The 25,803-nt window shown below is 73.0% G+C and carries 21 protein-coding genes; 11 read left to right on the forward strand and 10 right to left on the reverse strand.

The genetic code is table 11. The features are described 5' to 3' along the window. Window positions 1–3 precede the first annotated feature (3 nt). From Prum_RS36365 to Prum_RS36380, 4 genes are read right to left on the reverse strand one after another with little or no spacing between them, the layout of a single operon-like run. Window positions 4–402: a cupin domain-containing protein gene (locus tag Prum_RS36365; protein WP_173081010.1), complete on the reverse strand. Its 399-nt coding sequence runs from the start codon at window positions 400–402 to the stop codon at window positions 4–6. Continuing rightward, on the reverse strand, window positions 402–827 hold the full coding sequence (locus Prum_RS36370; RefSeq protein ID WP_173081012.1) for a cupin domain-containing protein: 426 nt from the start codon (window positions 825–827) through the stop codon (window positions 402–404). The genes Prum_RS36365 and Prum_RS36370 overlap by 1 nt, the downstream gene beginning before the upstream one ends. Window positions 828–836: 9 nt before the next feature. Beyond that, window positions 837–1,658, reverse strand: coding sequence for a phosphoenolpyruvate hydrolase family protein (locus Prum_RS36375; RefSeq protein WP_173081014.1), 822 nt, complete (start codon window positions 1,656–1,658; stop codon window positions 837–839). Between the two features lie 4 nt (window positions 1,659–1,662). Then, entirely contained in the window at window positions 1,663–2,907 is a 1,245-nt protein-coding gene (locus Prum_RS36380; protein ID WP_218577527.1) for a Tm-1-like ATP-binding domain-containing protein, read from the reverse strand. A 109-nt stretch (window positions 2,908–3,016) separates the two neighbouring features. On the opposite strand from Prum_RS36380, the gene Prum_RS36385 reads away from it, so the two are divergent. Genes Prum_RS36385 through fahA form a run of 4 tightly spaced genes read left to right on the forward strand, consistent with a single transcriptional unit; the run spans window position 3,017 to window position 9,778 of the window. Then, window positions 3,017–5,611 carry a family 78 glycoside hydrolase catalytic domain gene (locus Prum_RS36385; protein ID WP_173081018.1) on the forward strand — a complete coding sequence of 865 codons (2,595 nt, stop codon included), beginning with the start codon at window positions 3,017–3,019 and terminating at the stop codon, window positions 5,609–5,611. Window positions 5,612–5,663: 52 nt separating this feature from the next. Then, window positions 5,664–7,118: a pectate lyase family protein gene (locus Prum_RS36390; protein ID WP_173081019.1), complete on the forward strand. Its 1,455-nt coding sequence runs from the start codon at window positions 5,664–5,666 to the stop codon at window positions 7,116–7,118. 2 nt (window positions 7,119–7,120) lie between these two features. Next, the gene (locus Prum_RS36395; protein ID WP_173081021.1) at window positions 7,121–8,551 is read left to right on the forward strand and encodes a pectinesterase family protein; all 1,431 of its coding nucleotides are present in this window, start codon (window positions 7,121–7,123) and stop codon (window positions 8,549–8,551) included. 18 nt (window positions 8,552–8,569) lie between these two features. Continuing rightward, a complete protein-coding gene (gene fahA, locus Prum_RS36400) occupies window positions 8,570–9,778 on the forward strand; it encodes a fumarylacetoacetase (protein WP_173081023.1) in 1,209 nt (402 codons plus the stop codon). A gap of 7 nt (window positions 9,779–9,785) precedes the next feature. On the opposite strand, the gene Prum_RS36405 is transcribed toward fahA, so the two are convergent. From Prum_RS36405 to Prum_RS36415, 3 genes are read right to left on the reverse strand one after another with little or no spacing between them, the layout of a single operon-like run. Then, complete coding sequence (locus tag Prum_RS36405; RefSeq protein ID WP_173081025.1) at window positions 9,786–11,087, reverse strand: LacI family DNA-binding transcriptional regulator; 1,302 nt, start codon at window positions 11,085–11,087, stop codon at window positions 9,786–9,788. 12 nt (window positions 11,088–11,099) lie between these two features. Beyond that, window positions 11,100–12,296: a WD40 repeat domain-containing protein gene (locus Prum_RS36410; protein WP_308785445.1), complete on the reverse strand. Its 1,197-nt coding sequence runs from the start codon at window positions 12,294–12,296 to the stop codon at window positions 11,100–11,102. After that, window positions 12,209–15,265 carry an AAA family ATPase gene (locus Prum_RS36415; protein ID WP_173081027.1) on the reverse strand — a complete coding sequence of 1,019 codons (3,057 nt, stop codon included), beginning with the start codon at window positions 15,263–15,265 and terminating at the stop codon, window positions 12,209–12,211. Before Prum_RS36415 ends, Prum_RS36410 begins: the two co-directional genes overlap by 88 nt. A 94-nt stretch (window positions 15,266–15,359) precedes the next feature. On the opposite strand from Prum_RS36415, the gene Prum_RS54065 reads away from it, so the two are divergent. Both Prum_RS54065 and Prum_RS36425 read left to right on the forward strand, forming a co-directional pair. After that, a complete protein-coding gene (locus Prum_RS54065) occupies window positions 15,360–16,289 on the forward strand; it encodes a S8 family serine peptidase (RefSeq protein ID WP_173081029.1) in 930 nt (309 codons plus the stop codon). Then, complete coding sequence (locus tag Prum_RS36425) at window positions 16,208–18,661, forward strand: S8 family serine peptidase (protein WP_281369081.1); 2,454 nt, start codon at window positions 16,208–16,210, stop codon at window positions 18,659–18,661. Before Prum_RS54065 ends, Prum_RS36425 begins: the two co-directional genes overlap by 82 nt. A 406-nt stretch (window positions 18,662–19,067) precedes the next feature. Here Prum_RS36425 and Prum_RS36430 read toward each other — a convergent pair whose 3' ends face one another. Together Prum_RS36430 and Prum_RS36435 are read right to left on the reverse strand one after the other, a co-directional pair. Continuing rightward, window positions 19,068–19,661 carry a transposase gene (locus Prum_RS36430; protein WP_173073570.1) on the reverse strand — a complete coding sequence of 198 codons (594 nt, stop codon included), beginning with the start codon at window positions 19,659–19,661 and terminating at the stop codon, window positions 19,068–19,070. Further along, complete coding sequence (locus tag Prum_RS36435) at window positions 19,628–20,131, reverse strand: winged helix-turn-helix domain-containing protein (RefSeq protein WP_173073568.1); 504 nt, start codon at window positions 20,129–20,131, stop codon at window positions 19,628–19,630. The genes Prum_RS36430 and Prum_RS36435 overlap by 34 nt, the downstream gene beginning before the upstream one ends. 242 nt (window positions 20,132–20,373) lie before the next feature. Here Prum_RS36435 and Prum_RS36440 point away from each other — a divergent pair, with 242 nt between their 5' ends. The 3 genes from Prum_RS36440 to Prum_RS36450 all read left to right on the forward strand — a co-directional run bounded on the left by Prum_RS36440 (window position 20,374) and on the right by Prum_RS36450 (window position 23,156). After that, the gene (locus tag Prum_RS36440) at window positions 20,374–21,708 is read left to right on the forward strand and encodes an IS4 family transposase (RefSeq protein ID WP_173073357.1); all 1,335 of its coding nucleotides are present in this window, start codon (window positions 20,374–20,376) and stop codon (window positions 21,706–21,708) included. 186 nt (window positions 21,709–21,894) lie between these two features. Beyond that, a complete protein-coding gene (locus tag Prum_RS36445; protein ID WP_173081031.1) occupies window positions 21,895–22,740 on the forward strand; it encodes a HipA family kinase in 846 nt (281 codons plus the stop codon). Continuing rightward, complete coding sequence (locus Prum_RS36450; RefSeq protein WP_218577529.1) at window positions 22,737–23,156, forward strand: DUF3037 domain-containing protein; 420 nt, start codon at window positions 22,737–22,739, stop codon at window positions 23,154–23,156. The genes Prum_RS36445 and Prum_RS36450 overlap by 4 nt, the downstream gene beginning before the upstream one ends. On the opposite strand, the gene Prum_RS36455 is transcribed toward Prum_RS36450, so the two are convergent. Continuing rightward, window positions 23,125–23,643, reverse strand: a complete 519-nt coding sequence (locus tag Prum_RS36455) for a hypothetical protein (protein WP_173081033.1) — start codon at window positions 23,641–23,643, stop codon at window positions 23,125–23,127. The genes Prum_RS36450 and Prum_RS36455 overlap by 32 nt on opposite strands. Window positions 23,644–23,667: 24 nt before the next feature. Between Prum_RS36455 and Prum_RS36460 the strand changes: the two genes are divergently transcribed. Both Prum_RS36460 and Prum_RS36465 read left to right on the forward strand, forming a co-directional pair. Beyond that, window positions 23,668–25,092, forward strand: a complete 1,425-nt coding sequence (locus Prum_RS36460; protein WP_173081035.1) for a hypothetical protein — start codon at window positions 23,668–23,670, stop codon at window positions 25,090–25,092. Beyond that, window positions 25,046–25,798 carry a hypothetical protein gene (locus Prum_RS36465; protein WP_173081037.1) on the forward strand — a complete coding sequence of 251 codons (753 nt, stop codon included), beginning with the start codon at window positions 25,046–25,048 and terminating at the stop codon, window positions 25,796–25,798. Before Prum_RS36460 ends, Prum_RS36465 begins: the two co-directional genes overlap by 47 nt. The last annotated feature ends 5 nt before the right edge of the window (window positions 25,799–25,803 follow it).

Raw genomic sequence — 25,803 nt, forward strand, 5'->3', positions numbered from 1 at the left:
GGCTCAGCCCACCCGGGAAGGGAAGTCGGCCGGCACGGGCCGAGCCGGCACCGGGTGGCCGCCGGCGTCGGCCGGGTCCCGGTGCAGGTGCCCGGCCCGGCCGCCCGCCGGGTGTCCGGTCTGCACGAAGAAGCCGCGCAGCGTCTCGTACACCTCGACGACGTCGTGCGGGTCGCCGGCCTGGATCAGCACCACGTCACCGGCCTGCGCGTACCGCTCGGCGCCGTCCACCAGGATGCGCGCCTTGCCCTCGCTGACGAACCAGATCTCGTGGTCGTCGTGGTAGTGCCGGTCGAACCGGCCGCCCTCGACGGGGACGGCGAACCGCCCGGCCGCGGCGACCTCGCACCACTCCGGGCGGTCCGTCGGGTTGAGCCAGCGGCCCGGCCCGTACACCGGCATCAGGACACCCGCCGCCACGCGGGCGCGACGCCCGGGTCGAGGAGTTGCGCGTCGGGGAGCTGGTCGAGGCCGGTCTCGGCGCCGCCCGGCGTGTAGATGACGACCAGCCGCAGCGGCCGCCAGGTGGTGTTGTAGGTCGAGTGCAGCGTGTTCGCCGGGATGTAGACGGCGTCGCCCTCGCGGATCGGGAAGGCCGGCCCGTCGCCGACGGTCTGCTCGCCCTCGCCGGAGATCACGTAGATGACCTCCTCCTCGTTGGGGTGCACGTGCGGGGCGTGCCCCTGGGCCGGGTAGATGATGACCTCGCCGGTGGTCAGCCCGGCGCCCTCGTCCAGGTGCGGGGTCACCAGCCACTTGATGGTGCCCCAGTCGAACGTGCGGGTCGGCACCTCGTCGGGCCGGCGCTGGGGGATGGTGGACGTCATGGGGACTCCCTAGTCGAGGATGGACTTGAAATCGACGATCTGCTGCTTGATGCCGCGCTCGGTCGGCAGCCGCTCCACTGAGGACGCGCCGAAAAAGCCGGCCACGCCGGTGGTGTGGGCGAGGACGTAGCGGGCGTCGTCCGGCTCGGCGATGGGACCGCCGTGGCAGAGCACGATGACGTCGGGGTTGACCTCGACCGCCGCGTCGCGCATCCGCTGCACCCGCTCCGCCGACTCGGCCAGCGTCAGCGCGGTCTTCGCGCCGATGGTCCCGCTGGTCGTCAGACCCATATGGGGTACGACGATGTCGGCACCGGCCTCGGTCATGGCCACTGTGGACTCGACGTCGAAGACGTACGGCGCGGTGAGCAGGTCGCGCTCGCGGGCCAGCCGGATCATCTCGACCTCGTGGCCGTACCCCATCCCGGTCTCTTCGAGGTTTTGCCGGAACACGCCGTCGATGAGCCCGACGGTGGGGAAGTTTTGCACGCCGGCGAAGCCGAGCCCGGCCAGCTCGTCCAGGAAGCGGCCCATCAGCCGGAACGGGTCGGTGCCGTTCACGCCGGCCAGCACGGGCGTGTCCTGGACGATCGGCAGCACCTCCCGGCTCATGTCGACGACGATCTGGTTCGCGTCGCCGTACGCCAGCAGGCCGCTGAGCGAACCCCTACCGGCCATCCGGTACCGGCCGGAGTTGTAGATGATGATGAGGTCGACGCCGCCGGCCTCGGCGGCCTTGGCGGAGATGCCGGTGCCGGCGCCGGCCCCGATCACCGGCTGCCCGGCCGCGATGGTGGCCCGCAGCCGGGCGAGCGCGCTCGCGCGGTCCATGCCCTCAAACCTCCTTGCCGATGAGTGCGTGCAGCCGGTCGGCGGCCTCGACCGCCAGCTCAGCGTCGTTGATGTGCCGCGTCGAGTCGAGCACCGACACGGCGCTGCCGCGTACCGTGTCCAGGACCGCGTCGAAGAGCGCGGCGTCGGCCGCCGGGTCGTGGAAGGCGGCGCCGTCGGTGTCCAATGCGGACACTCCGCCGCGGGGCACCACGAGCACGGTCGGCCCGGCCGCCGCGGCCAGCTTGGCGCCCACGCGGCGGCCCAGCTCCGCGTTTTCCGCGACGGTGGTACGCATCAGCGTGACGGTTGGGTTGTGGACGAAGAACGTCCGGCCGGCGAACTCGGCCGGCACGGTGTCCTCGGGGCCGAAGTTGACCATGTCGAGCGCGCCGAGGCTGACCACCTGCGGCACCCCGGCGGCCCCGGCCGCGGTGAGCCGGGCCGGTCCGGCGCTGAGCACCCCGCCCACGAGGTCGTCGGCCAACTCGGTGGTGGTCAGGTCGAGCACCCCGGCCAGCAGGCTGGAGCGGGCCAGCGCTTCGAGGGCCTTGCCGCCCGCGCCGGTCGCGTGGAACACGAGCACCTCGTACCCCAGCTCCTCCAGCCGGGCCCGGGCGGCGTCCACGGCGGGTGTGGTGACGCCGAACATCGACGCGGCGATCAGCGGCCGGTCGCCCTCCTCGGCCGCGGTGCCGGCGTGGGCGGTGGCCATGCCGGCGATCGCGGCGGCGGCGTTGCCCAGCACCGCGCGGGACACCCGGTTGATGCCGGAGATGTCCACGACGCTGTACATCATGGTGACGTCGGCGGCGCCCACGTAGGGCGAGACGTCGCCGGCGGCCATCGTCGAGACGATCAGCTTGGGCAGCCCGATCGGCAGGTCGCGGACGGCGCGCGCGGCGATCGACGAGCCGCCGCTGCCGCCGAGCGCGAGTACGCCGTCGAGCCGGCCTTCGGCGGCCAGCCCGGCGAGGACGGCCGCGGCGCCCGCACCCATCGCGGCGACGGCCGCGCCCTGGTCGTTCCCGTCGCGCAGCGCCTGGATCGTGGTGCCGGCGGACCGGGCGACCTCGTCCTGGCCGACCGCGACGGGGCCGGTGAAGCCGTCCGGCGGGCGGATCCCGGTGTCGATGACGACCGTGTCGACGCCGTGTCCGGCCAGGCGTTGGGCCACCCACTGGTATTCGGCGCCCTTGGTGTCGAGCGTGCCGACGAGCGCGACCGCCGGCCGTATGAGTAGGGTCACGGATTCCATCCTGCGACCTACTCTGAAACGTGTCAACCGATCCGCTAAACTCCGTGACTGATCGACTTGAAACGTGTAAAGTAGCCCGCGGCGGAAGGACACCGGACCGATGACCGATCCCACGCGACCGTCCGTCGAGCACCACCGGGTGCCCATCGGCATCGGCGAGCGGCGGCCGCGCCTGTCCTGGCGCGTGGACGCGCCGCCCGGCTGGCACCAGACGGGGTACGAGATCGACGTGGTCCGCGACGGCAGGTCCACGGTCGTGGCCGTCGACTCGCCCGATCAGGTGCTCGTGCCCTGGCCCGGTGAGCCGCTGCGGTCCCGGGAGCGGGTCACCGTGCGGGTGCGCGTCCGGGGCGCGGACGGCGCGTACTCCGGCTGGAGCCCGCCCACCGCGATCGAGGCGGGGCTGCTGGAGCCGGGTGACTGGCGGGCGGTCCCGGTCGGCGCGGACTGGCCGGAGGAGGCCGAGTCCGACGAACGCCGGCCCGCGCTGGTACGGCGTGCCTTCGAGGTCGGCGGTGAGGTGGTCGCCGCGCGCCTCTACGCCACCGCGCACGGCCTGTACGAGATCGAGATCAACGGTCGGCGGGTCGGCGACGACGCGATGTCGCCCGGCTGGACCGCCTACCCGCAGCGGCTGCGCTACTACACGTACGACGTCACCGGGCACCTGCGCGCCGGCGCCAACGCGATCGGCTCGTGGCTCGGCGACGGCTGGTACCGCGGGCGGCTCGGCTGGCGCGGCGGCTTCCGCAACCTCTTCGGCGCCGACCTGTCGCTGCTCGCCCAGCTCGAGATCACGTACGCGGACGGCCGCCGCCAGGTGGTGGCCACCGACCCCCGGTGGCGGGCGGCGCCCGGCCCGATCGTGCGGTCCGGCAACTACGACGGCGAGGTCTACGACGCCCGGGACGAGCTGACCGGCTGGTCAGCCCCGGGGTACGACGACGAGGGCTGGACCCCGGTGCGGGTGGGGCAGCGCGACCCGGCGACGCTGGTCGCGCCGATGGGACCGCCGGTCCGCGCGACCGACGAGATCCGGCCGGTGGCGGTGCTGCGTACGCCGGGCGGGCGCCGGGTGCTCGACTTCGGGCAGAACCTGGTCGGCCGGCCGCGGATCCGGGTCCGCGGCGCGCGCGGTGACACGGTCACGCTGCGCACCGCGGAGGTCATGCAGGACGGCGAGGTGTACCGGCGGCCGTTGCGCGACGCGGAGTCCACCGACGTGTACGTCCTGGCCGGCGCCGGGGTGGAGGAGTGGGAGCCGCGGTTCACCTTCCACGGCTTCCGGTACGTCGACGTGGACGGCTGGCCGGGCGACCTCGACGCGGCGGTGGCGGCCGGCGACGTGGTGGCCCGGGTCTACCACACCGACATGACCCGCACCGGCTGGTTCGAGTGCTCTGAGCCGCTGCTCAACCGCCTGCATGACAACGTGGTCTGGAGCATGCGCGGCAACTTCCTGGACATCCCGACGGACTGTCCACAAAGGGACGAGCGGGTCGGCTGGACCGGCGACATCCAGGTCTTCGGCCCGACCGCGGCGTACCTTTACGACTGCGCCGGCATGCTCGCCTCCTGGCTGGTCGACGTCGCGGCCGAGCAGCTGCCGGACGGCACCGTGCCCTGGTACGTGCCGGTCATCCCGGCGCACCACATGTGGACACCGATCCGGCCGGGTGCCGGCTGGGGCGACGTCGCGGTACTGCTGCCGTGGACGCTGTACGAGCGGTACGGCGACGTGGCGATGCTGGCCCGGCAGTACCCGAGCGCCAAGGCGTGGGTCGACCTCGTCGACCGGCTCGCCGGCCCGGACCACCTGTGGGACGAGGGGTTCCAACTCGGCGACTGGCTCGACCCGAGCGCGCCCGCCGACGATCCCGCGGCCGCGGCGACCGACCGGTACCTGGTGGCCACCGCGCACTTCGCGTGGTCGGCGAGGCGGTTGGCCGACATGGCCGGGGTGCTCGGCGAGGCGGCCGACGCGGAGCGGTACGCGCGGCTGGCCGGCGCGGTGCGGCGGGCGTTCCAGCGGCGGTACGTGGTCGGACCCGGCCGGCTCACCAGCGACACGCAGACGGCGTACGCGCTGGCCGTCGCGTTCGACCTGGTACCCGCCGGCGAGATCGGCGCGTGCGGCGCCCGGCTGGCCGAGTTGGTCGCCGCCGGCGGCAACCGGATCGGCACCGGCTTTCTCGGCACCCCGCTGGTCGCCGACGCGCTGACCCGCACCGGTCACCTGGACACCGCGTACGACCTGGTGCTGCAGCGGGATTGCCCGTCCTGGCTGTACCCGGTGACCCAGGGCGCCACCACGATCTGGGAACGGTGGGACAGCATGCTGACTGACGGCACGGTCAACCCCGGGCAGATGACGTCGTTCAACCACTACGCGTTCGGCGCGGTCGCCGACTGGCTACATCGGACGGTGGCCGGGGTGGCCCCGGCGGCGCCCGGGTACCGCGAGATCCTGTTCCGGCCGCGGCCGGGCGGTGGCCTCACGCACGCGTCGGCCGCCCACGACACGCCGTACGGGCGGGCCGCCATCGCGTGGGTCCTGGCCGCCGACGGCACGCTCACCGTGGACGTCACCGTGCCGAGCGGCACCACCGCCGTCCTCGACCTGGCCGGTCAGGAGCCGCGCACCCTCGGCCCCGGCACCCACCGTGAATTAGGGAAAGCCATTGACGGTAATTGATGGCGATCGTTAGAGTGGTCCGCGCCTGCTTCCCCTCGACAAGGGATCCGCCATGCGTAGAAGATCAGTTCTGACCCTCGCCGCCGTCGGTGCCGCGCTGGTGCCGGCGACCATCCTGCTGGCCATCCGACCCGCCGACGCAGCCGCCGATCCCGCCGCCGGCGGCACCTACACCGTCGTCGCGGGCGCGAGCGGCAAGTGCCTGGAGGTCGCCGGCGGCTCGGTCGACAACGGCGCCCTGCTGCAACAGGCGACCTGCGCCGCCGGCGCCACGCAGCAGCAGTGGCGCGTCGTGGCCAGCGCCGGCCGGTACAACCTCGTCAACGTCAAGAGCACCCGGTGCGCGGACGTCCCGTCCAGCTCCACCGCCTCGGGCGTGCAGCTACAGCAGTGGGGCTGCGGCGACGGCACCAAGGTCAACCAACTGTGGTCGTTCGCCGCGTCGAGCGCGGCGGCCGGCAAGTTCCGCATCGCCAGCGGCGTGTCCAGCCTGTGCGTCAGCGACCGGGACGGCTCCACCGCGAGCGGCAACCCGGTCATCCAGGAGACCTGCGCCGACGTCGCCCGGATGCAGTGGACGTTCAACCTCGTCGGCGGTACGCCGGCGCCGGGTGTGCCGTACGGGAATGCGCCGGACGGGTTCGCGCAGGGCGTGACCGGCGGCGCGGGCGGCCAGACCGTAACGGTGACCACGCAGGCGCAGCTCAACCAGTACGTGACCGCCAGCACCCCGTACGTCATCCGGGTCGCCGCGACGATCAACATCAGCCCGAAGGGCACCGAGCTGCGGGTCGCGTCGAACAAGACGATCATCGGTGTCGGGACCAGCGGCCACATCGTCGGCGGCGGGTTCTTCCTCGCGGCCGGGGTCAGCAACGTCATCATCCGCAACCTGACCATCCGGGACACGCTGATGCCCGACGACGACCCCGGCGACGACGCGTACGACTACGACGCCATCCAGCTGGACACCGCCAACCGCATCTGGATCGACCACAATCGACTGTCCAGGATGAACGACGGCCTCATCGACAGCCGCAAGGACACCACCAACCTGACCGTGTCCTGGAACCACTTGAACAACAACAACAAGACCTTCGGGATCGGTTGGACCGAAAACGTCACCGCGCGGATCACCATCCACCACAACTGGTTCCAGAACACCGTCACCCGCAACCCGAGCGGGGACAACATCGCGAACCTGCACATGTACAACAACTACCTGCAGAACTGCTCCTCGTACGGCAACTACGTGCGCGGCCTGACCAAGGCCGTCATCGAAAACAGCTACTACGAGAACGTGCGCAACCCGTACTACGTGGAGGCCGGTGAGCTGGTGCAGCGCGGCAACATCACCGTCAACAGCCCCTGGGACTCGGGGAAGGTCACCTCCAAGGGCTCGGCGTTCAACCCGAGCAGCTTCTACTCGTACACCCTGCACCCGGCCGCCGACGTGCCCGCGCTGCTGCGCCAGCACACCGGCCCGCAAGCCAGCATCGGGGTCTGACCATGCGGATCAGACCATTCTTGGTACGCCGTGGCGGCGCCCTCGCCGCCCTGGCGCTGCTGGTACCGGCGGCCGTCGTCTTCGCCGCCGGGCTCTCCGAGGCCGCGGCGACCCCGGTCGACGGCGGCGTCTATACCGTCGTCCCCGCCGCCAGCGGCAAGTGCGTCGAGGTGCCGGCCGGGTCCACCGCGAGCGGCACCCGGCTGACCCAGGCCGCATGCGAGGCCGGGGCGATCCGTCAACAGTGGAGGGTCGTGGCCAACTCCGGCCGCTTCCACCTCGTCAACGTCAACAGCAACCAGTGCATGGACGTACCCGGTGGCGCCGCTACCTCGGGGCTGCAACTGCAGCAGTGGGGCTGCGGCGCCGCGCAGAACAATCAACTGTGGACGTTCACCGCCTCGGCGGCGGCCGCCGGGAAGTACCGCATCGCCAGCGCGGCCACCTCGATGTGCGTGAGCGACAAGGACGGCTCCACCGCCGGCAACAACCCGATCGTGCAGGAGGGCTGCGCCGACGTCGCCCGCATGCAGTTCGCGTTCAACCTCGTCGGCTCGGCGTCCACCCCGACCGTGGCCGCGGACGGCACGGGCCTCTACCGGACCGTGCAGGCCGCCATCGACGCGGTGCCGGCGAACAACACGACCCGGCGGGTCATCACGATCAAGGCGGGCACCTACCGGGAGATCGTGACGGTCCCGTCGAACAAGCCGTTCATCACCCTCCAAGGGCTGGGGTCGTCGGCCGGCAACACGGTCATCGTCAACAACCACAGCTCCGCCGGCGGCTGGGGGACGTCGGGCAGCGCCACCGTCTTCGTCAACGGCCGCGACTTCGTCGCGACCAACCTGACCATGGCGAACGACTACGGCGAGGGCAGCCAGGCGGTGGCGGCCAACCTGAACGCCGACCGGCTGGTCTTCACCAACGTGCGCTTCCTCGGCAACCAGGACACGCTGCTGGTCAACAACAACGCCCGCGCGTACGTCGCGAACTCCTACGTCGAGGGCACGGTGGACTTCGTCTTCGGCGGCGGCACGGCGGTCTTCAACGCCAGCACGATCTACGAGAAGCGCAGCACCGGCGGGCCGATCACCGCGGCGGCCACGGACCCGGCCAAGACGTACGGGCTGCTGTTCTACAAGTGCACGGTCACCGGCGCGGCGAACAACGTCACCGGACTGGGCCGCCCGTGGGGCGCCAGCGCGCAGGTGCTGTACCGCGAGTCCAACCTGAGCGCGACCATCAAGACCGCCCAGCCCTGGTCCGACATGTCAGCCAACCCGTGGCAGAACGCGCGGTTCTCCGAGTACCGCAACACCGGTGCGGGCGCGGGCGTCAACGGCAACCGGCCGCAGATGAGCGACGCGACCGCGGCCAACTACACGCCCCAGAGGTACCTCGCCGGCACCGACGGCTGGAACCCGATGTAGGCGTACTACGGTTGTCGCGTGAGTTGGCTTGAGCTGCCGCTGGACACCCCGTTCGGCCTGGCGAACCTGCCCTACGGCGTCTTCAGCCGCGAGGAGGGGGACCGCCGGGTCGGGGTCGCCGTCGGCGACGCGGTGCTGGACCTGTCCGCGCTGGCCGAGCGGCTCGGCGCGGGGTGGGCCCCGCTGGTGGCCGGGCCGGTGCTCAACCCGCTGCTCGCGGCCGGGCCGGCCACCTGGCGGGAGGTCCGCGAGCAGATCGGCGAGTGGCTGGGCGAGGCACGGCGTGCGGACGCCGTCCGCCGGCACCTGGTGCCGGCGGACGGGCTCCGGATGTACCTGCCGTTCGAGGTGGCCGACTACGTCGACTTCTACTCGTCCCGGCACCACGCCGAGAACGTCGGCCGGATGTTCCGCCCCGACTCCGCGCCGCTCACGCCGAACTGGACGCACCTGCCGATCGGGTACCACGGGCGGGCCGGCACCGTCGTCGTGTCCGGCACCGAGGTCGTCCGCCCGCAGGGGCAGCGCAAGGCGCCCGACGAGCCGGCCCCGGCGTTCGGCCCCACCCGGCGCCTGGACATCGAGGCCGAGGTCGGCTTCGTGGTCGGGGTCCCATCCACCCTCGGCGAACCGGTGCCGCTGGCGGCGTTCGAAGACCACGTCTTCGGCGCCTGCCTGGTCAACGACTGGTCCGCCCGCGACGTGCAGGCATGGGAGTACGTGCCGCTCGGCCCGTTCCTCGGCAAGTCGTTCGCCACGTCCGTGTCGCCGTGGATCGTCCCGCTCGCCGCCCTGCAGGCCGCCCGGGTGGCGCCGCCGGCCCGCGACCCGCGGCCGCTGCCGTACCTGCGCGACGAGGCCGCGCCGTGGGGCCTGGACCTCGCCCTGGAGGTACGCCTCAACGGGCACGTGATCGCCCGGCCGCCGTTCGCCACGATGTACTGGACGGCCGCCCAGCAACTCGCCCACCTGACCGTGAACGGGGCATCGCTGCGCACGGGGGACCTCTTCGCCTCCGGCACCGTCAGCGGCCCCGAGCCGGACCAGCGCGGCTCGCTCCTCGAACTGACCTGGAACGGCCGCGACCCGCTGACGCTGCCCGGCGGCGAGGCCCGCACCTTCCTGGAGGACGGCGACGAGGTCACCATCACCGCCACCGCACCCGGCCCCGGCGGCCAGCGCATCGGCTTCGGCGAGGTACGCGGCCGGGTCGCCCCCTCCCGTTGACGGTGTCTCAGAAACGATCGGCGGTGGCAGGGATCGTTTCGGCAGCGGGCGGAGCGGTGCTGTCCCGGACCACCAGGGCGGTGGCCAGCTCGATGTGGGTCTGCGTGATCGCCTCGCCCGCGGCCAAGGCCAGGACCATCCTGGCGGCGGTGGCCCCCATCTCGGCGAACGGCTGCCGCACAGTGGTCATGGGCGGCCCGCACCAGCGCGCGTACGAGATGTCGTCGAAGCCGACCACGCTGAGGTCGTGCGGGATGCGCGCGCCGGCCTGCCGGGCCGCCTCGTAGACGCCGAACGCCTGCAGGTCGTTGCCGCACAGCACCGCCGTCGGCGGGTCGGGCAGGCGCAGCAGCTCCCGGCCGTGGCTGAGCCCGTCCTCGAACGAGAACCACAGCCCGGCGCGGAGCAGGCGCTCGTCCAGCGGCATCCCGGTGGCCGCCAGCGCCGCCCGCGCGCCCTCCAGCCGGGCCCGCGCGCACACGCGTTCCAATGGTCCGGTGATCACCGCGATCCCGCGGTGGCCGAGATCCAGCAGGTGTTGGGCGGCGGCGAAGGCGCCGCGCCGGTTGGCCGCCGCCACCGAGGGAACGGGCTGCAGCGGCTCGCTGGTGGGGTCGACCGCCACCAGCGGGATCGCGCTGGCGTCCAGCAGGCCGTGCTGCTCGGGCATCGCGCCGGTGTGCACGGCGATGACGCCGGTCGGGCGGCGGGCCAGCAGGTCCTGGGCCCAGCTGCGCCCGGTCGACGCCTCCCGCAACGCGTCCGTGAAGCCGACGGCCAGGCCGTGCCCGACGGCGACCTGCTTCACGCCCCGCATGATCTCGACCGTCAGGTGGCTCATCCCGCCGTAGAAGACCACCTCCACGCAGGCGGCCCGCGCGACCTTCTCCGGGCGCCGGTAGCCGCGCTCGCGCAGCAGATCCTCCACCCGCCGGCGGGTGTCCGGTGCCACGCCGGAGCGCCCGTTGAGCACCTTCGACACGGTAGGCGGGGAGACGCCCGCCAGCCTCGCGATCGTCGCGACCGTCAGCGTGCCGCGGGATCGCCGACCGGCCGATCCCGCCGGCGGCGCACCGGGCCCGGTCGCGCGCTCGCCGTCGGCGCCAGGGTCTCCCGGCGCCCGGCGCTGCGACGCCTCACGCAGCAGGCGGGCGCGCACCTCCTCGGCCTCCCGGATCGCCCGTGGCCCGGCGGGGACCGTCTGCACGAGGTACTGCCGCTTCTTCGAGACCGGATCGACCCCGGCGTACACCCGCACCCGCAGCGACCCACTCGGCAGGGTCTCGATCTCACCGCGCGCCCGCGACATGGCCGTACCGTACTAGCAGGACCGGTGATCGCCCAGTACGCCGCAGAGCCGGTCGACGGCCTGCGGGACGTCCAGCGTCCACAGCCCCACCGACGCGCCGGCCGCCGCGGTGGCCAGCGTGCCGCCGTCGGGCGCGAAGTCGACCGCGTTGAGCAGGCTGAACTGCCCGGTGAGGTTGGCCGAGAGCGCGCCGGTGCGGACGTCCCAGAGCCGGACGACCCGGTCGCTCTTGGTGATGGTGGCCAGGGTGGCGCCGTCCGGCGAGAACACCGCTTCCCGGATCGTGGCGGGATGCTCGGCGAACTCCCGCCAGCCGCCGCTGCCGTCGAGCCGCCACAGCCGTACCGAACGCCCGGTGCCGACCACCGCCAGGCTGCGGTTGTCCGGGCTGACCGTCAGGTCCAGCACCTGCTCGTCGCCCAGCGGCACGCTCGCCAACTCGCTCATATCGTCGGCACGCCACCGGCGCAGCACCGCGTCCGCCCGGGTCTCGGTGGCCGAGAGCAGCTCCAGGTCGTACGTGGCGGCGAGCAGCTGCGCCCCGTCGCGGGTGAAGGTGATCGCGCTGGTACCGGCCGAGCCCAGGTCGAGGGCGCGGCGCTCGGTCCCGGTGCGGGCGTCCCAGACGTGCAGGACGTACTCCGGGCCGGCCTCCTCCTCGGTGGTCGCGATGCCCTCCAGCGGCCGGCCCGCCGCCACGGCGAGGGTGCCCCCGTCCGGCGCGAACGCCAGCGACTCCGGCCGCAGCGGCGCGATGCTGAAGCGATGCCGTTCCCGGCCGTCGGCGTCCCACAGATGGACGGTGCCGGCGGCCGTGGTGGTGGCCAGCGTGCCATCCGGTGACCAGGCGATGTCCTCGACCGCCGACCCGTGGGGGATCGTCGCGACGACCGCGTGGGAGGTGGTGTCCCACAGCCGGACCACCCCGTCGGTGGCGGCGGTGGCGAGCCGGCGCCCGGTGGGGTCGAACCGCGCGTCGAACACGGCGGCCGTGTGCGGCAGCCACGCCGTGGCCCGCTGCCACAGGATCGTCGAGTCGTCGATGCCGGTGGCGGCGACCACCTTGCCGTTGGCCGCGACCGCGACGTCGAGCGGCGTGCCGTCGAACCCGACGTAGGAGGTCAGCGGCACGCCGGTGCTCGCGTCCCACGCGGCCAGGTCGCGGCCGCCGCCGGTGGCCAGCAGGTATCCGTCCGGGGTGTACGCCACCTGCCCGACCGTGCCACCGTCGAGCCGGTGCAGGGTGCGCAGCGGCGCGCCGTCGGGCAGCCGCCAGATCCGGACGTCGCCGTCCACCCCCGCGGCGGCCACCTCCCCGGTGGGGAGAAGGCCAGCGGTATCGCGAACTCCCCCTGGTCGAGGTGCAGGTCGATGACCCGGGCGCCGTCGGACAGGCGCCACACCCGGATGGTGCCGCCGGTCGGCAGCCCGGCCGCCAGGTACCGGCCGTCGGGGCTGACCGCCAGGTCGGACACGATGTCGCCGACCGGCAACTCGGCCGCGGTGGCGCCGGTGCGGGCGTCCAGGAGCTTGATGACCGGTTTTTCCGCGGCGCTGAACCCGAAGGCGGCCAGCCGGCCGTCCGGCAGCCAGGTGGCGAAGCCGACCGCGGGCAGCACCCGGATCAGCTGGCCGGTGTCGGCGGCCCAGACCCGTACGCCGTCCCGCTCCAGCGCGGCGGTGGCCAGCATGCTGTCGTCGGGTGCGAACGCCAGCGACGTGACCTGCTTACCGTGGCCGGTCAGCTCCCGCATCGTGCGGTGGTCGGCACCGTCCCACAGCCGTACGGTGCCGTCGCCGTGACCGACCGCCGCGCGCGAGCCGTCGCTGCTGAGCGCCACGGCGATGCCGCCGGGCTGGCTGCCCAGCCGCCCGGTGAAGGACATCATCTGCGCGGACAGCAGCGCGCCGCGCGCCTCCGGCGTGTGGCTGGTCCGCCAGGCGTCCAGCGCCAGCCCCATCGCCCGCGCCTGGTCGCCTTCCGCGCTGACCAGCGACTCGGCGGCGTACTGGCGGGACAGCGCGTCGTCGGCCCGCCGCTGCGCCTCGGCCCGCTGCTCCACCGCGAACCCGCCGGCGCCCAACGCGACCACGAGCGCGGCCGCCAGCCCCGCCACCAGCCGGCGCAGCCGCCGACCGCGCCGCCGCTCGGTCGCCAGCACCACCTCGGCGGCCCGCTCGCTGGCCACCAGGAACCGCTGCTCGACCTCGCCGACGTCGGCTCGCCCCGCCGCCCAGTCCTGGGCCGCGGCCAGCCGGGCGCCGCGGTAGAGGACGTCGCCGTCCTCATTGGACTCCACCCAGTAGTACGCCGCCTCGGCCAGCCGCTGCCGCGTCACGATCGCCTGGCGGTCCTCCTCGACCCAGTTCGCCAGGCGGGGCCACGCGCTCAGCAGCGCCTCGTGGCTGATCTCGACGGTGTTTTCGTCGGCGGTGACCAGCCGGGCCTGGACCAACCGGTCGAGCACCGCCGGCGTCATGCTGGACCGCGGCCCGCGGCGGCGTACCGCGCCGGCCCCGTCGACGATCGCGACCAGGCCGAGCAGCCCGGCCCGCAACCGGGCCTGGTCGCCGCCGTCGAGCGAAACGTAGATGCGCTCGGCCGTGTCCGCCACGGCGTTGCGGACCCCGCCCGCGGCCCGGTATCCCTCGATGGTGAGCCGGTGGCCTGCCCGCCGCAGCCAGGTGCTGCGCAGGGCGTGGGCCAGCAGCGGCACCGCGCCCGACGGGTAGCCGCCGTCCCGGGCGCCGAGGTCGGCCAGCAGCAGCTCCACCAGGCCGGCCTCGAGCTCCAGGCCGGCCCGCTCGGCCGGGCGGACCACCGCGTCGCGCAGGTCGTCCATCCCCAGTGGACTGACCACGAACGGCCCGGCGGCCAGCGCCGGCAACAGCGGCCGCAGCCGGGTGCACTGCGGGAAGAAGTCCGACCGTACGGCCAGCACGACCAGCGCCGGCCCGGCACTGGCCAGCGCGGTGGCGAACATTTCCCGCTCGGCGGGGTCCGCGCACAGCGTGAACAGCTCCTCGAACTGGTCGATCACCACCACGAGGCGGGCCCGGTCGTCGTCGACTATGCCGGCCTGCGCGGCCAGCGCGCCGTACGCGTCCGGGGCGTCCCGCAGCTGCCGCAGCGCGTCCACCGCGGACACTCCGGCGAGCGCCGCGGTACGCGCGGCCAGCTCCGTCATCGGCCGGGCGCCGGGCGTCATCAGCAGCCACGGCCACGCCCCCGAACCGGCCGCCGGCAGGCCGCCCCGCGCGACGGCGGGCAGCAGGCCGGCGCGTACCAGTGAGGACTTGCCGACGCCGGACGCGCCGGTGACGATGAGCGGGCCGCCCCCGGTCAGCTGCTCCGCCAGGCGGGCCAGCAGCTCCGCCGTCGGCGTCTCCCGGCCGAAGAACCACTCCTCGTCCTCCGGCTGGAAGCTGGCCAGGCCCGGGAACGGGGAGGCCGCCAACGGATCCGGCGGGGTGGTCGCCGCCGTGGCCGGCGGGGACGCCTCGGGCAGCGCGGCGACCGGCCCGCGCAGCACCTCCTGCCGCAGCTGGGTGACGGCGACGAACACCCGCCGGGTCAGGTCGACCTGCTCGCGGTGCACGCTGTTCTGCACCGCGACGTCCTCCTGCAGCCCGTCCAGCGCGGCCACCGCGTCCCGGACCATCCAGCGCAGCTCGTCGACCTCGACACCGAGCACCGACACCGCCGCCGCCAGCTGCTGCCGCAGCTCCTGGCTGTCCTCACTGGACTCGGCGAACGCCACCGCGACCGCGTCGACGTGCCGTAGCACCTGGCTCACCTCGGCACGCAGCGCCCGCGCCCGCTCGTCGTCCGCCGCGAGCACCGGTCCGAGCGCCTCGGCCACCGCGTCCCGCCACTGCTCGACCGTAGGCTGCGGCGTGCGGCGCCGCACGCGGTTCGCGGTCTCCGACAGCAACGCGCCGAAGTGCCCCGCGCCGATCGCGCCGAGCTGCCCGAGCAGCGCCGTGTACGCCGCGCCGGCGCCCAGGGTCACCGCCGCCACCGGCGCGACCGCGGCCGCGACCAGCAGAGCCAGGACGGTGTACGGCGTCGTGCGGGTGGCCCGCAGCCCGGCGCTCCGCACCCAGGCCCGGACCCCGCCACGCGCCCGCTCGACGGCGGCGTCCTGGCCGGGATCCTGATATTCCTCTGGCGGCACCCATCGATTCTGCCCGAAGCCTGCAACGCAATGGGGAGCCGGCCGGCACCTAATCCCGGAGGGATCGCACTGATCCAGCATTCAGGGAGGCTCTGTGAGGGTACTTCGTTGGCTCGCGGTGTCCGTGAGCGTGGCGTTGGCGGTCGGGCCGCTGCCGCACGCGTCGGGCGCGACGCTGGCGGCCGGTCCGGCGGCGGCACCGCCGGACGAGGCGGTCACGCTGGTCACCGGCGACGTCGTCCGCGCCAGCGGCGGCCGGGTGGTGTCCGTCGAGGCGGGCACGGGACGGGACCGGGTCGGGTTCGTGGCCGAGCGGCGCGCCGGCCACCAGTACGTCTACCCGTCCGACGTACTCGGATTGCTGGCCGCCGACCGGCTGGACCGGCGCCTGTTCGACGTGACCGGGCTGCTCGCGGCCGGGTACGGCGATGGGCGGCGGGACAGCCTGCCGCTGATCGTCCAGCACGGCGGTGGCGCGAAGCGCGCGGGCGCGCGGCAGCTGGCCGGCCTGCGGGCGACGGTGACCGCCGAGGTGCCGGTGGTCGACGCGTTCGCGGTGCGGGCCGCCAAGCGGGACGCCGGTGTGGTCTGGACCGGCCTGCGGTCCGGCCTGGACCAGGGCGCGGTACGCGCGGTGCGGCTGGACGGGGTCCGGCGGCTCCTGCTCGACGAGAGCGCGGTACAGATCGGCGCGCCGGCCGCCTGGCAGGCCGGCCGCACCGGGCGGGGCGTCGTGGTCGGCGTGCTGGACACCGGTGTCGACGCCAGCCATCCGGACCTGGCCGGACGGATCCGCGCCAGCGAGAACTTCACCGACTCGCCGGAGCCCGGTGACACGCACGGGCACGGCACGCACGTCGCCTCCACCATGGCGGGCAACGGCGCGGCCAGCGGGGGCGGTACAAGGGCATCGCGCCGGAGGCCACCATCCTGGCCGGCAAGGTGTGCGGGGAGGAGTACTGCGCCGAGTCGGCGATGCTCGCCGGCATGCAGTGGGTCGCCGAGCAGGGCGCCTCGGTGGTGAACGTGAGCATCGGCGGGCCGGACACCGCCGGGGTCGACATCGTGGAGGACGCCGTCAACCGGCTCAGCGCCCAGTACGGCACGCTCTTCGTGATCGCGGCCGGAAACTCCGGCGCGGACTCGGTGGAGTCACCGTCCACAGCGGACGCCGCGCTGTCGGTGGCGGCCGTGGACCGGCAGGACGCCATCGCCGAGTTCTCCAGCGGCGGTCCCCGGCAGGGCGACCTGGCGCTCAAGCCCGAGATCGCCGCGCCCGGTACGGACATCGTGGCCGCCCGCTCCGGGCAGGCCCCGCCGGAAAACAGCGACCCGGTGGACGACCACTACACGCGGATGAGCGGGACGTCCATGGCGGCGCCGCACGTCGCCGGGGCCGCGGCACTGCTCGCCCAGGCGCATCCACAGTGGAACGGTGCGCAGTTGAAGGCCGCGCTGATGGGCAGTTCCCGCGCTCTGGACGGGGTGGCCCTCGACCGGCAAGGCGCCGGCCGGGTCGACCTCGCGGCGGCCACCGCGGCGCCGGTGGTCGTGGACCGGGGAAGCCTCAACGTCGGTCGGACACTGTGGCCGCACGAGGACGACCCGGCGGTGGACACGGTCCTGACGTACCAGAACACCGGCAAGGCGGCGGCTGCGGTGACCGTTACCGGGGCGTTGACCGGCCCCGGCGGCAGCCAGGCCCCGGCCGGGATGCTCACGGTCACACCGGCGTCGGTGACGATCCCGGCCGGCGGCACGGCCACCGTCACCGTCACCGTGGACACGTCGGTGTCCACACCGGACGGCCGGTACACCGGCCAGATCACCGCCACCGCGGGCGAGCACTCGGCGCGGACCCTGGTCTCCGTGTTCCGCGAACCGGAGAGCTACGACGTCGTGGTGCGGGTGCTGGACCGGCACGGCGCCGCCTCGAACGCGTACAACAGCGCCATCACGTCCTGGACCGGCGAGCAGGTGCGGTACGCGATGACGCCGGACGGCTACACCACCCGGCTGCCGGCGGGCGACTACACGGTGGGCGCCGTCATCGCGACCGACCCGGACACCGACCAGCAGACCATCACGATGCTGGCGCGCCCCCGGCTGCGCCTGAACGCGGACGCCACGGTCGTGCTGGACGCCCGGACCGCCGGCGCGGTCGACATCACCGTGCCGGAACCCGGCGCCGCACCGGTGATGTCACTGGCCAGCTACACCACGCCCGGCGGCGACGGGCTCGACTACTACTTCCTGTACGAGGGAACCGGCCGGCTCTTCCTCGGCCAGGTCGGTCCGGCGGCCAAGGGCTCGGCGTTCAGCTCCCTGGTCGCCACGCACTGGGCCCGGCCGGACGGCACCGGCAGCTTCTGGGACACGCCGTACATGTACAACGTGGGCATCGGGACCAAGGGCGGCGTCCCGACCGGGCTCACCCGGCACCTGCGCGCCCGGGACCTGGCCGTCGTCCATCAGTCCATGCGCGGGTTCGCCGGTACGGCCGGCGCGCTGGGCTCGCGGGTCCGCGGGGCGTTCCTGTCCGCCTCGGTCCGCTCCCGGCTGCCCGCCGGCCGGACCGACTACTTCAGCGGCACGGACGTGACCTGGGAGACCGACTTCGTCGACATGGGCCCGCTCGACAAGCCCACCACGGTGACCTTCGCCGCCCAGACCGACCGGGTGTACCGGGCCGGTAAGACCTACCGGGAAGAGTGGAACAGGGCGGTATTCGGCCCGGCGTTCTACGCCCGTCCCGCCGGCAGCACCTCGCCGGCCGGCGTCACCCGCTCCGGCGACGAGTTCAGCGCGTACTTCAGCATGCTGGTGGACCCGGTGCCGGGCCGGTGGGGCGTGCCCAAGCTCAAGGCGAACGGCGGCGGCACCGCCCTGTACCGGAACGGTGAACTCGTCGCGAGCTCCGGCTTGCCCGGGAGCGTCACGGCGACGCTGCCCGGCGAGGACGCGGCGTACCGGTTGGCGGCGGAGATCGACCGCGGCGAGTCGGCCCAGATATCCACCAAGGTGACCGGCGCCTGGTCGTTCCGCTCCGCGCACGCGGCGGAGCCGATGACGGTCCTACCGCTGATGACCGTGCGGTACGCGCCGGCGCTGGACGCCGGCTACGCCGCGCCGGCGGGTCGCCGGTTCACCATCCCGGTACGGGTCGAGCACCAGGCCGGCTCCCGGGCACCGGCCGTCACCAGGCTCACCGTCGACGTGTCGTACGACGACGGTGCGACCTGGCATCCGGCGGCGGTCAGCGGCGGCGGCGGGAACTGGCGGGCGACCGTCACCCACCCGGCCGGCGGCGCGCACGTCTCACTGCGCGCGGTCGCGACCGACCGCGCCGGCAACGAGTCCACTCTGACCACAATCCGCGCCTACCTCCTCCGCTGAGCCCCGCCCCTTCCCCGCCCTTTCCCCGTCGATCAAGGGCAAACGGTCGTACTTTGATCTCCGATCCACGACCGTTTGCCCTTGATCGACGCGAAATCCCTTGATCGACGCAACTCCCCATGAGTGGGGCGCCCCAGGGCCGGGTGGTTAAGGGAATCGGGTCCGTGTCGAGCGCTGATGTGACGCGGCCATCGCCCTCGACTTTGGTGACTGTGTCGAGAAGTTGCCCTCCCAGGGGCAACTGTTCGCCACGGTCGCGGCGTAGGTCGGCTCCGCGGTCGATCACATCACCGGCCCGGTGGGCGGACCCAGATCCAGCGGCCGGTTATATCGGATACATCCGGGTGCAAGCCCGGCCCACCCTGGCCAAGTCGAAGCTGGTGGTAGATCTAGAGAGCTTTCGGGGTCAGGGTGGGGATAGTCCGGTAGCGGTGAGGTAGCCGTCGATGATGCCTGCGCGGTATTGCATGCGTTTGAGGCGGTTCTTCACGGCTGCGGTTAGTGCGGTGGCGGTGGTGGCGGGAAGGTTGGCCAGGCTGCGTTTCATCGTGGACCAGACCTTCTCGACCGGGTTGAGTTCAGGGGCGTAGCCGGGCAGCAGGTAGACCCTCAGCCAGGGCCGGTCGGCGATCAGTGCGCGCATCCGTGTGGACTTGTGTCCTGATAGCCGGTCCCAAACCAACACGATCGGCGCGGCGAGTTGTCGGTGGGCGGCGTCCAGCAGGTCGGCGAAGTCGGGTTCGCGGAAGCCCTTCGGGTCGCCTTTGCGGCCGCGGTAGGTGCGGGTGCGGTAGATCAGTCGGCTGGGGTGGCCGGGCCGGTAGCAGACCAGCCCGGCTATCGATACCCGGACGTTGCCTTTGGCGGTGACCTTGACGACCGGGGTGTGGCCGCGTGGGGCCCAGGTGGTCGCCTTGGCGGGGTGAAGAGTTTGGCCGGCTTCGTCGGCGAAACAGATCCAGGCGTTCAGCCTGCCCGCGAGTCTTTTACCGCTGGCCACTGATATCGGCGCCAGCGGGCGATGGCTTGCTCGTCCCGCTCGATCGCTCGCCGGGTCGGCAGTTGTGGGCTGAACCCGAGCCGCCGCATCGCTTCCCAGGTCGTGGTCACGCTGACCCGGACCTTGAACATCAACCCGATCAACGCCGCGACCCGGGCCAAAGTCCAGCGCTGGTCCTCGCGGTAACCAGCCGCGGCCGGACCTAGTTCCAGCCGCGCCTTGAGCTTGGCCAACTGCGCGTCGGACAGTGTCGGGTCCGGGCCCGGCGCACCTTTGGACGCCAACGCCTGCACGCCACCGCCCTGCCAGACCCGCCGCCACTGGTACGCCGACTTCTGCGACACCTCTAACCGTTTGGCGACCTCGACCGGCGCCACCCCTTGGGCGAACAGGTCCGCGGCCTGCCGGCGGACCTGCTCGCGCCGCACTCGCGCGGACTGGTTGACGCCGCCGCCATCGCCGTACCTCATACCCCCAAGCCAAGCGGACAAACCAGCAGAAAGCGATCACCCGCAAGAAGCATTGTGGACAGACAACAAACCCTAACCCGAAAGCTCTCTAGACGCAATGCCGCTCAGTTAAGGGTCTGGCCGGGCGTTGTTGATGGGGCCGGGGTAGACGGGCAGCGAGGCTCCGGTAGACATGGCTGTCCTCACAAGACGGTCATGATCTGTAGGGAGCCTCGCTGTCCACGTATTTTGTCACCCGCCGGATGATCAAGGTCGCTGCGGGTGTGTTCGCCCCAGGGCACGTTGGGGAGTTGACGCAGCATGTGCCGTTCGAGATGGTCGATGCCGCGTTGGCGGAGGCCGGTCTGGGTAAGTCCCGTGTGCGTGAGGTACCAGCCCGGGTTGTGGTCTACCTGCTGTTAGCCGGCGCGTTGTTCGCCGAGGTGGGCTACCGGCAGGTCTGGGACAAGCTGGTAGCGGCCCTGGACGGTGTGCCGGTGGCGAACCCGACCTCGGGTGTGCTGGCCCAGGCCCGCCAACGCATGGGACCGGCTCCTTTGCGGGCCTTGTTCGACCTGGTGCGGGGACCGGGTCCGGCGCCGCGTACCCGTGGGCGGTGGTGGCGAGGGCTGCTGGTCTGCGCTATAGACGGGACCAGCGCGGCTGTCCCGGCCAGCGCGGCGAATCTGGCCGAGTACACCCCGCATCGCTGCAACCATGGCGGGTCGGGCTATCCGAAGCTGCGGCTGCTGGTGTTGGTGTGCTGCGGAACCCGGACCGTCATCGACGCGATCTTCGGGCCCACCGGGGTGGGGGAGATGCCCTACGCCAAACGGTTGGTGGCCAGCCTGCGTCCGTCGATGGTCGTGCTGTTGGACCGGGCCTTTGGGGCGGCGGACCTGATCGAGGCGATCGCGCAGGCCAGGGCATACCTGGTGGTGCGGGTCAAGGACAACCGGAAACTGCCGGTGATACAGCGGCTGCCGGACGGCTCATACCTATCGGTGATCGGCCAACTGCGGGTCCGCGTGGTGGAGTGTCAAATCCACGTGCAGACCACGGCCGGGCGTGCCACGACCATGTACCGCCTCGTCACCACGCTGATTGAGCACCACCACTATCCGGCGTTCGACCTGGTCCGGCTCTACCACGAACGGTGGGAGGTCGAAACAGCGTTCCTGGAACTGAAATCGACGATCCTGGGCGGGCGGGTACTACGAGCCAGGACCCCGGCCGGGGTCCGCCAGGAGGTCTACGCCCTGCTGGTGACCTACCAGGCCATCCGCCTGGCCATGGCCGACGCCACCGACACCCAGCCCGACCTTGACCCCGACCGGGCCTGCTTCACTACCGCCTTGAGCGCGGCGCGTGACCTGGTCGTGCAGGCGGCGAACGCCATCACCGGCGCGGTGATCGACCTGGTCGGCGCGATCGGCCGGCGAGTCCTAGCCAACCTCATGCCCGAGCGTCGGACCAGGCGCGCCCCGCGGATCGTCAAACGAGCGATCTCCAAGTACAACGCCAAAGGCCCCAACATCGACCGGAAGACCTACCAGGCCACGATCAGCATCGACATCCTCGTGCCCCAGAGCCCTTGACGACGCCACACCACGCCTTAACTGAGCGGCATTGGATCTAGACGAGTGACCCGGCTCCTGCGGTGATCATGAGGTTGGCGTTGGGGAGAGCGCTTGCCCTGACGCTAACCTCATGATCACCACGGCGATCGGGCTACCGTCCGCGTGCGGGCCCAAGCGGGGCGCCCTACTCTAGACTCGGCGTTTGTGCTGCGTACTGTGTCGGCGACGCGTTATGTCACGCCGTTCCGCGAGGGTGGTTCGCTGCCGGGGTTGATGGAGGCGGACGACCTGGGCAGCTATGTGGTGAAGTTTCACGGCGCCGGGCAGGGCCGCAAGACGCTGGTGGCGGAGGTGATCAGCGGCGGCCTGGCTCGGGCGCTGGGGCTGCCGGTGCCGGAGCTGGTCGCGATCGAGGTCGACCCGGTCCTCGGGCGGGCGGAGCCGGACCAGGAGGTGCAGGATCTGCTGCGGGCCAGCGGCGGGCTGAACCTCGGCATGGACTACCTGCCCGGGGCGCTGGACTTCGACCCGGCGGCATTTGGTGTGGACGCGTCGCTGGCCGGCCGGGTGCTGTGGTTCGACGCGCTGGTGGGCAACGTGGACCGCTCCTGGCGCAATCCGAACATGCTGCAGTGGCACGGGCGGGCGTACCTGATCGACCACGGGGCCACGTTGACGTTCCACCACCACTGGCCGGGCGCGGCGGCCGCCGTGACCCGCGAGTACGACGCGAAGGACCACGTGCTGGTCGAGTTCGGGCCGCTGGTCGAGGCGGCGGACGCGGACCTCGCCCCGATGGTCACGCCGGACCTGGTGCGGGACACCGTCGCACGGGTGCCGGACGTGTGGCTGGCCGACGAGCCCGGGTTCGACGGCCCGGATCAGGTGCGCGAGGCGTACGGCGAGCAGCTGACCGCGCGGCTGCGGGCCCGCCCGCGGTGGCTGCCCGCGCTGGTGTCTGCCGCGGCGGCCAAAGGCGGCGACCGGCAGGCGCCGTCCCGGCCGGGCGGAAACCGGCCCAGCTGGCTGACCGGAAGGACGGCCCGGTGACCGCGCGCCGCCACCCGTTCGAGTACGCGGTGCTCCGGATCGTGCCCCGGCCCGAGCGCGGCGAGGCGATCAACGCCGGCGTGCTGGTGTACTGCCGCGCCCTGGACTACCTGGGGGCCCGGGTGCACCTCGACGCGGCCCGGCTGCGCGCGCTGGATCCGGCGGCGGATCCGGCCGCGATCGAGCGCGCCCTCGGATCGGTCGTCAACGTCTGTGCCGCGGCCCCGGAGGCCGGCCCGGCCGGCCGGGAGGACCCGGGGCGGCGCTTTCGCTGGCTGGTCGCCCCGCGCAGCACGGTCGTGCAGCCGGGCCCGGTGCACACCGGGCTGACCAGCGACCCCGACGCGGACGCCGACCGCCTGCTGCGCCTGCTGGTCCTGCCGGTCACGCCGGGCGCCTCCCGTACTGGAGGATGACGTCCTTCATGGAGCCCATCCCGTAGCGGTCCACGTCGCTGGACATCGCGGCCACCTCGTCCAGGATCGGGCCGACGTCGATGCCGGCCGTCATGGCCCGCTCGCACATGTCCTGTAGTGCCAGGATCTCGTCGCGGGTGTCCGCACCCTGGTCCCGGGCGGACATGTGGATGAGGCGGGCGCGGAAGTCCTCCGCCGTGTGCCACTGCCGGGGCAGGTGCACCGCCCACCGAAACGACTTGTACCGGTCGAACAGCCGCCGGATCGCGGCGCGGACCGCGTCGTCGCCGCCGGCGTACCCGCTGATGATCGCGCGTAGGACGGCCTCGGCCTGGTCGGCGACGCCGAGCCGCGCGAGGTCCGCCTCGATACGGGCGCCGATATTCTGGAACGCGTCGCGGTCCGTGATGTCGACGGGCCTGGTCGCCACCGGCCGGTAGATGGCGTCCAGCCGAGCCATTTCGCGCTCGAGGTCGGTGAGGTCCATGTGTCCTTTGTAGTATGCGGGTCCATGACGTTGCTGCGGGGGTTCGAAGACAACGAATACTGGCCGGAGTACGGCACGTTCCTGGTCCGGGACAGCGTTCCACATGAGACGGTGCGGCCGCGGGTGGATCCGTTGCTCGCGGAGTACGCGGTCGACAGCCAGCCGTGCGGGTCGGTGGCCCGTGGCGGTGACGGGTGGCTCGACGGAACAGCCACCGACCGGCACCACGCGGTGCGGCTGGAGCTGCACGACGGCCCGCCCGGGCCGGACGCCGGCGACTGGGCCGAGGTGGTCGAGACCCCGATGGTCAGCGGCGGCGCCGTCGGGCTGACGATGGTCACCGGCGGTCCGGGCCGGGATCCGTTCCGGCTCGGCGGGCCCGGCCTCTACCGGGTACGGTTCGCGCGCCGGCTCGCCGACGAGGGCGACGAGTACCGGCTCCAGTTCTGGCCGGTCGACGCGCCGCCCGAGCCGCCGCGGTGGGTCAAGCGCAGCGCTGCGCTGGTCGAGAAGGGCAACCCTGGATGGCGTGAGGCGCTCGGCTCGCCGGCCATGGACCTGCACGCCGTGGTGTACGCCGCGGCGAGCGAGAGTTCGGCGTCCACTGAGGACATCGTGGCGTGGGCGGTGGAGCATCGGCGGTCGGCGTCATGGCTGGACGAGCCGTCGCCGGACGACCTCTCCGAAATCGCCGGTCAGCTTGGCGTCGCCGCGCCGGTCACCCGTGGCGACCTGCTGCCACTGCTGGTCGCCGCCGGGCTGCTGGCCGCCGAGGGCGATCCGCCCCGGTACCGGGTGACGACCCCGCCGCGGCCGGCCTGGGAGGCGCTGCGCCTGCCGGCGGAGCGGGTCAAGACCATGCGCCACCAGGACGCCCGCAGCCGGTACTGCGCCGCCGCCTCCGACCTGGTCGCGCTGGTGCTGTGGGCGGGGAGGGCCGCACCACGGTCACCGTCGGCTGGCTCGCCGACCGGCTCGGCACCTCACCCGCCGTCGTGCGCGACATCATCGGGTACGCCGTGTCCGTCCGGTTGTTCGAGCCGGTGGAACCGCCGGACGCCGCGGACGTCGAGGTGGCCCTGGTGGTCCGGTCGCGCGAGCCGCGGCGGGAGACGCCGCCACCGCCGATGCCGAAGCCGGCCACGATGCCCCGCCGTCACGTCCGGCCCGGGCGACCGAGGCCGGCCGCGACGTGCGGATCATCCAGCGGCTCGCCACCCGGGCGGCGTCGGCGCACCGGGATCGGACGCCACCGCCACCGCCGCCGGCCGGTGCACCGCCGCGCGCGGGCGTGGTCGGGTACGGCGGCCAGCTGATCGTCTGGCGGGACGGCGCGCCGGTCGTCCTCGCCCGGTGGCCGGGGGTCCAGGTCAGCCAGGCACTGCAGACCCGGGTCGGCACCGTGCTGATCGGCGGCGGCCAGACCGCCCTCGTACGCCCCGACGGTGACCTGCGACTGCTGGCCTCGAATACGCACTACCGCGCCGCGGTCGACCCGGCGGGCGGCCTGCTCGCCTTCGTCGAGTCGCACGTCGGCCGGCGCTCGTGGGCCCGGTTGCACCTGATCGACCTCGCCAACGGCGACCGGACCACGATGCCGACGGCCGAGGAGCACGAGTTCCTCGGCGTCATCGGGGTGTACGACGGCGTTGTCCACGTCCGCGGCGACCACATGGCCGAGCGGACCTGGCGGTGGCGACCCGGCACCGACCCGGAGCCGCTGCCGTACGCGGTGCGCCACGTCGACGCGTACACCGGAATGTTGCTGGCCGACGACGGCGAACCCGGCCGGATGCTCATCGACGCCGCGGGTGGGATCCGGCGGGTCGCCGCCGGTCCGCGGACGCTGCTGGCGCCGGGCGCCGGGCATTTCTACTCCTGGACGCAGCGGCCGACGGCGCTGGCACTCGTGCCGGTCGGCGCGCCGGCGGAGGTCGTCACGGTCGCGCTGCCGGATGGCAGCGACACCGGCAACGCCGCCTACCGCGGACCGGCCTGGGAAGACCCGCACCACGTGCTGGTCCCGGCCGAGCACGGCCGCAACCGGCTCGGCGTGCCGCTGGTCCGGGTCGACGTGCGCACCGGCGCCGTCGAGGGCATCGCCCTGCCCGCCGAGGCGACCCACCGCCCCCTGCTCGTCGAGCCGCTCCCGTAGGGCTT

It is taken from the genome of Phytohabitans rumicis, from assembly GCF_011764445.1.
In the GTDB taxonomy this organism is placed as follows: Bacteria; Actinomycetota; Actinomycetes; order Mycobacteriales; family Micromonosporaceae; genus Phytohabitans; species Phytohabitans rumicis.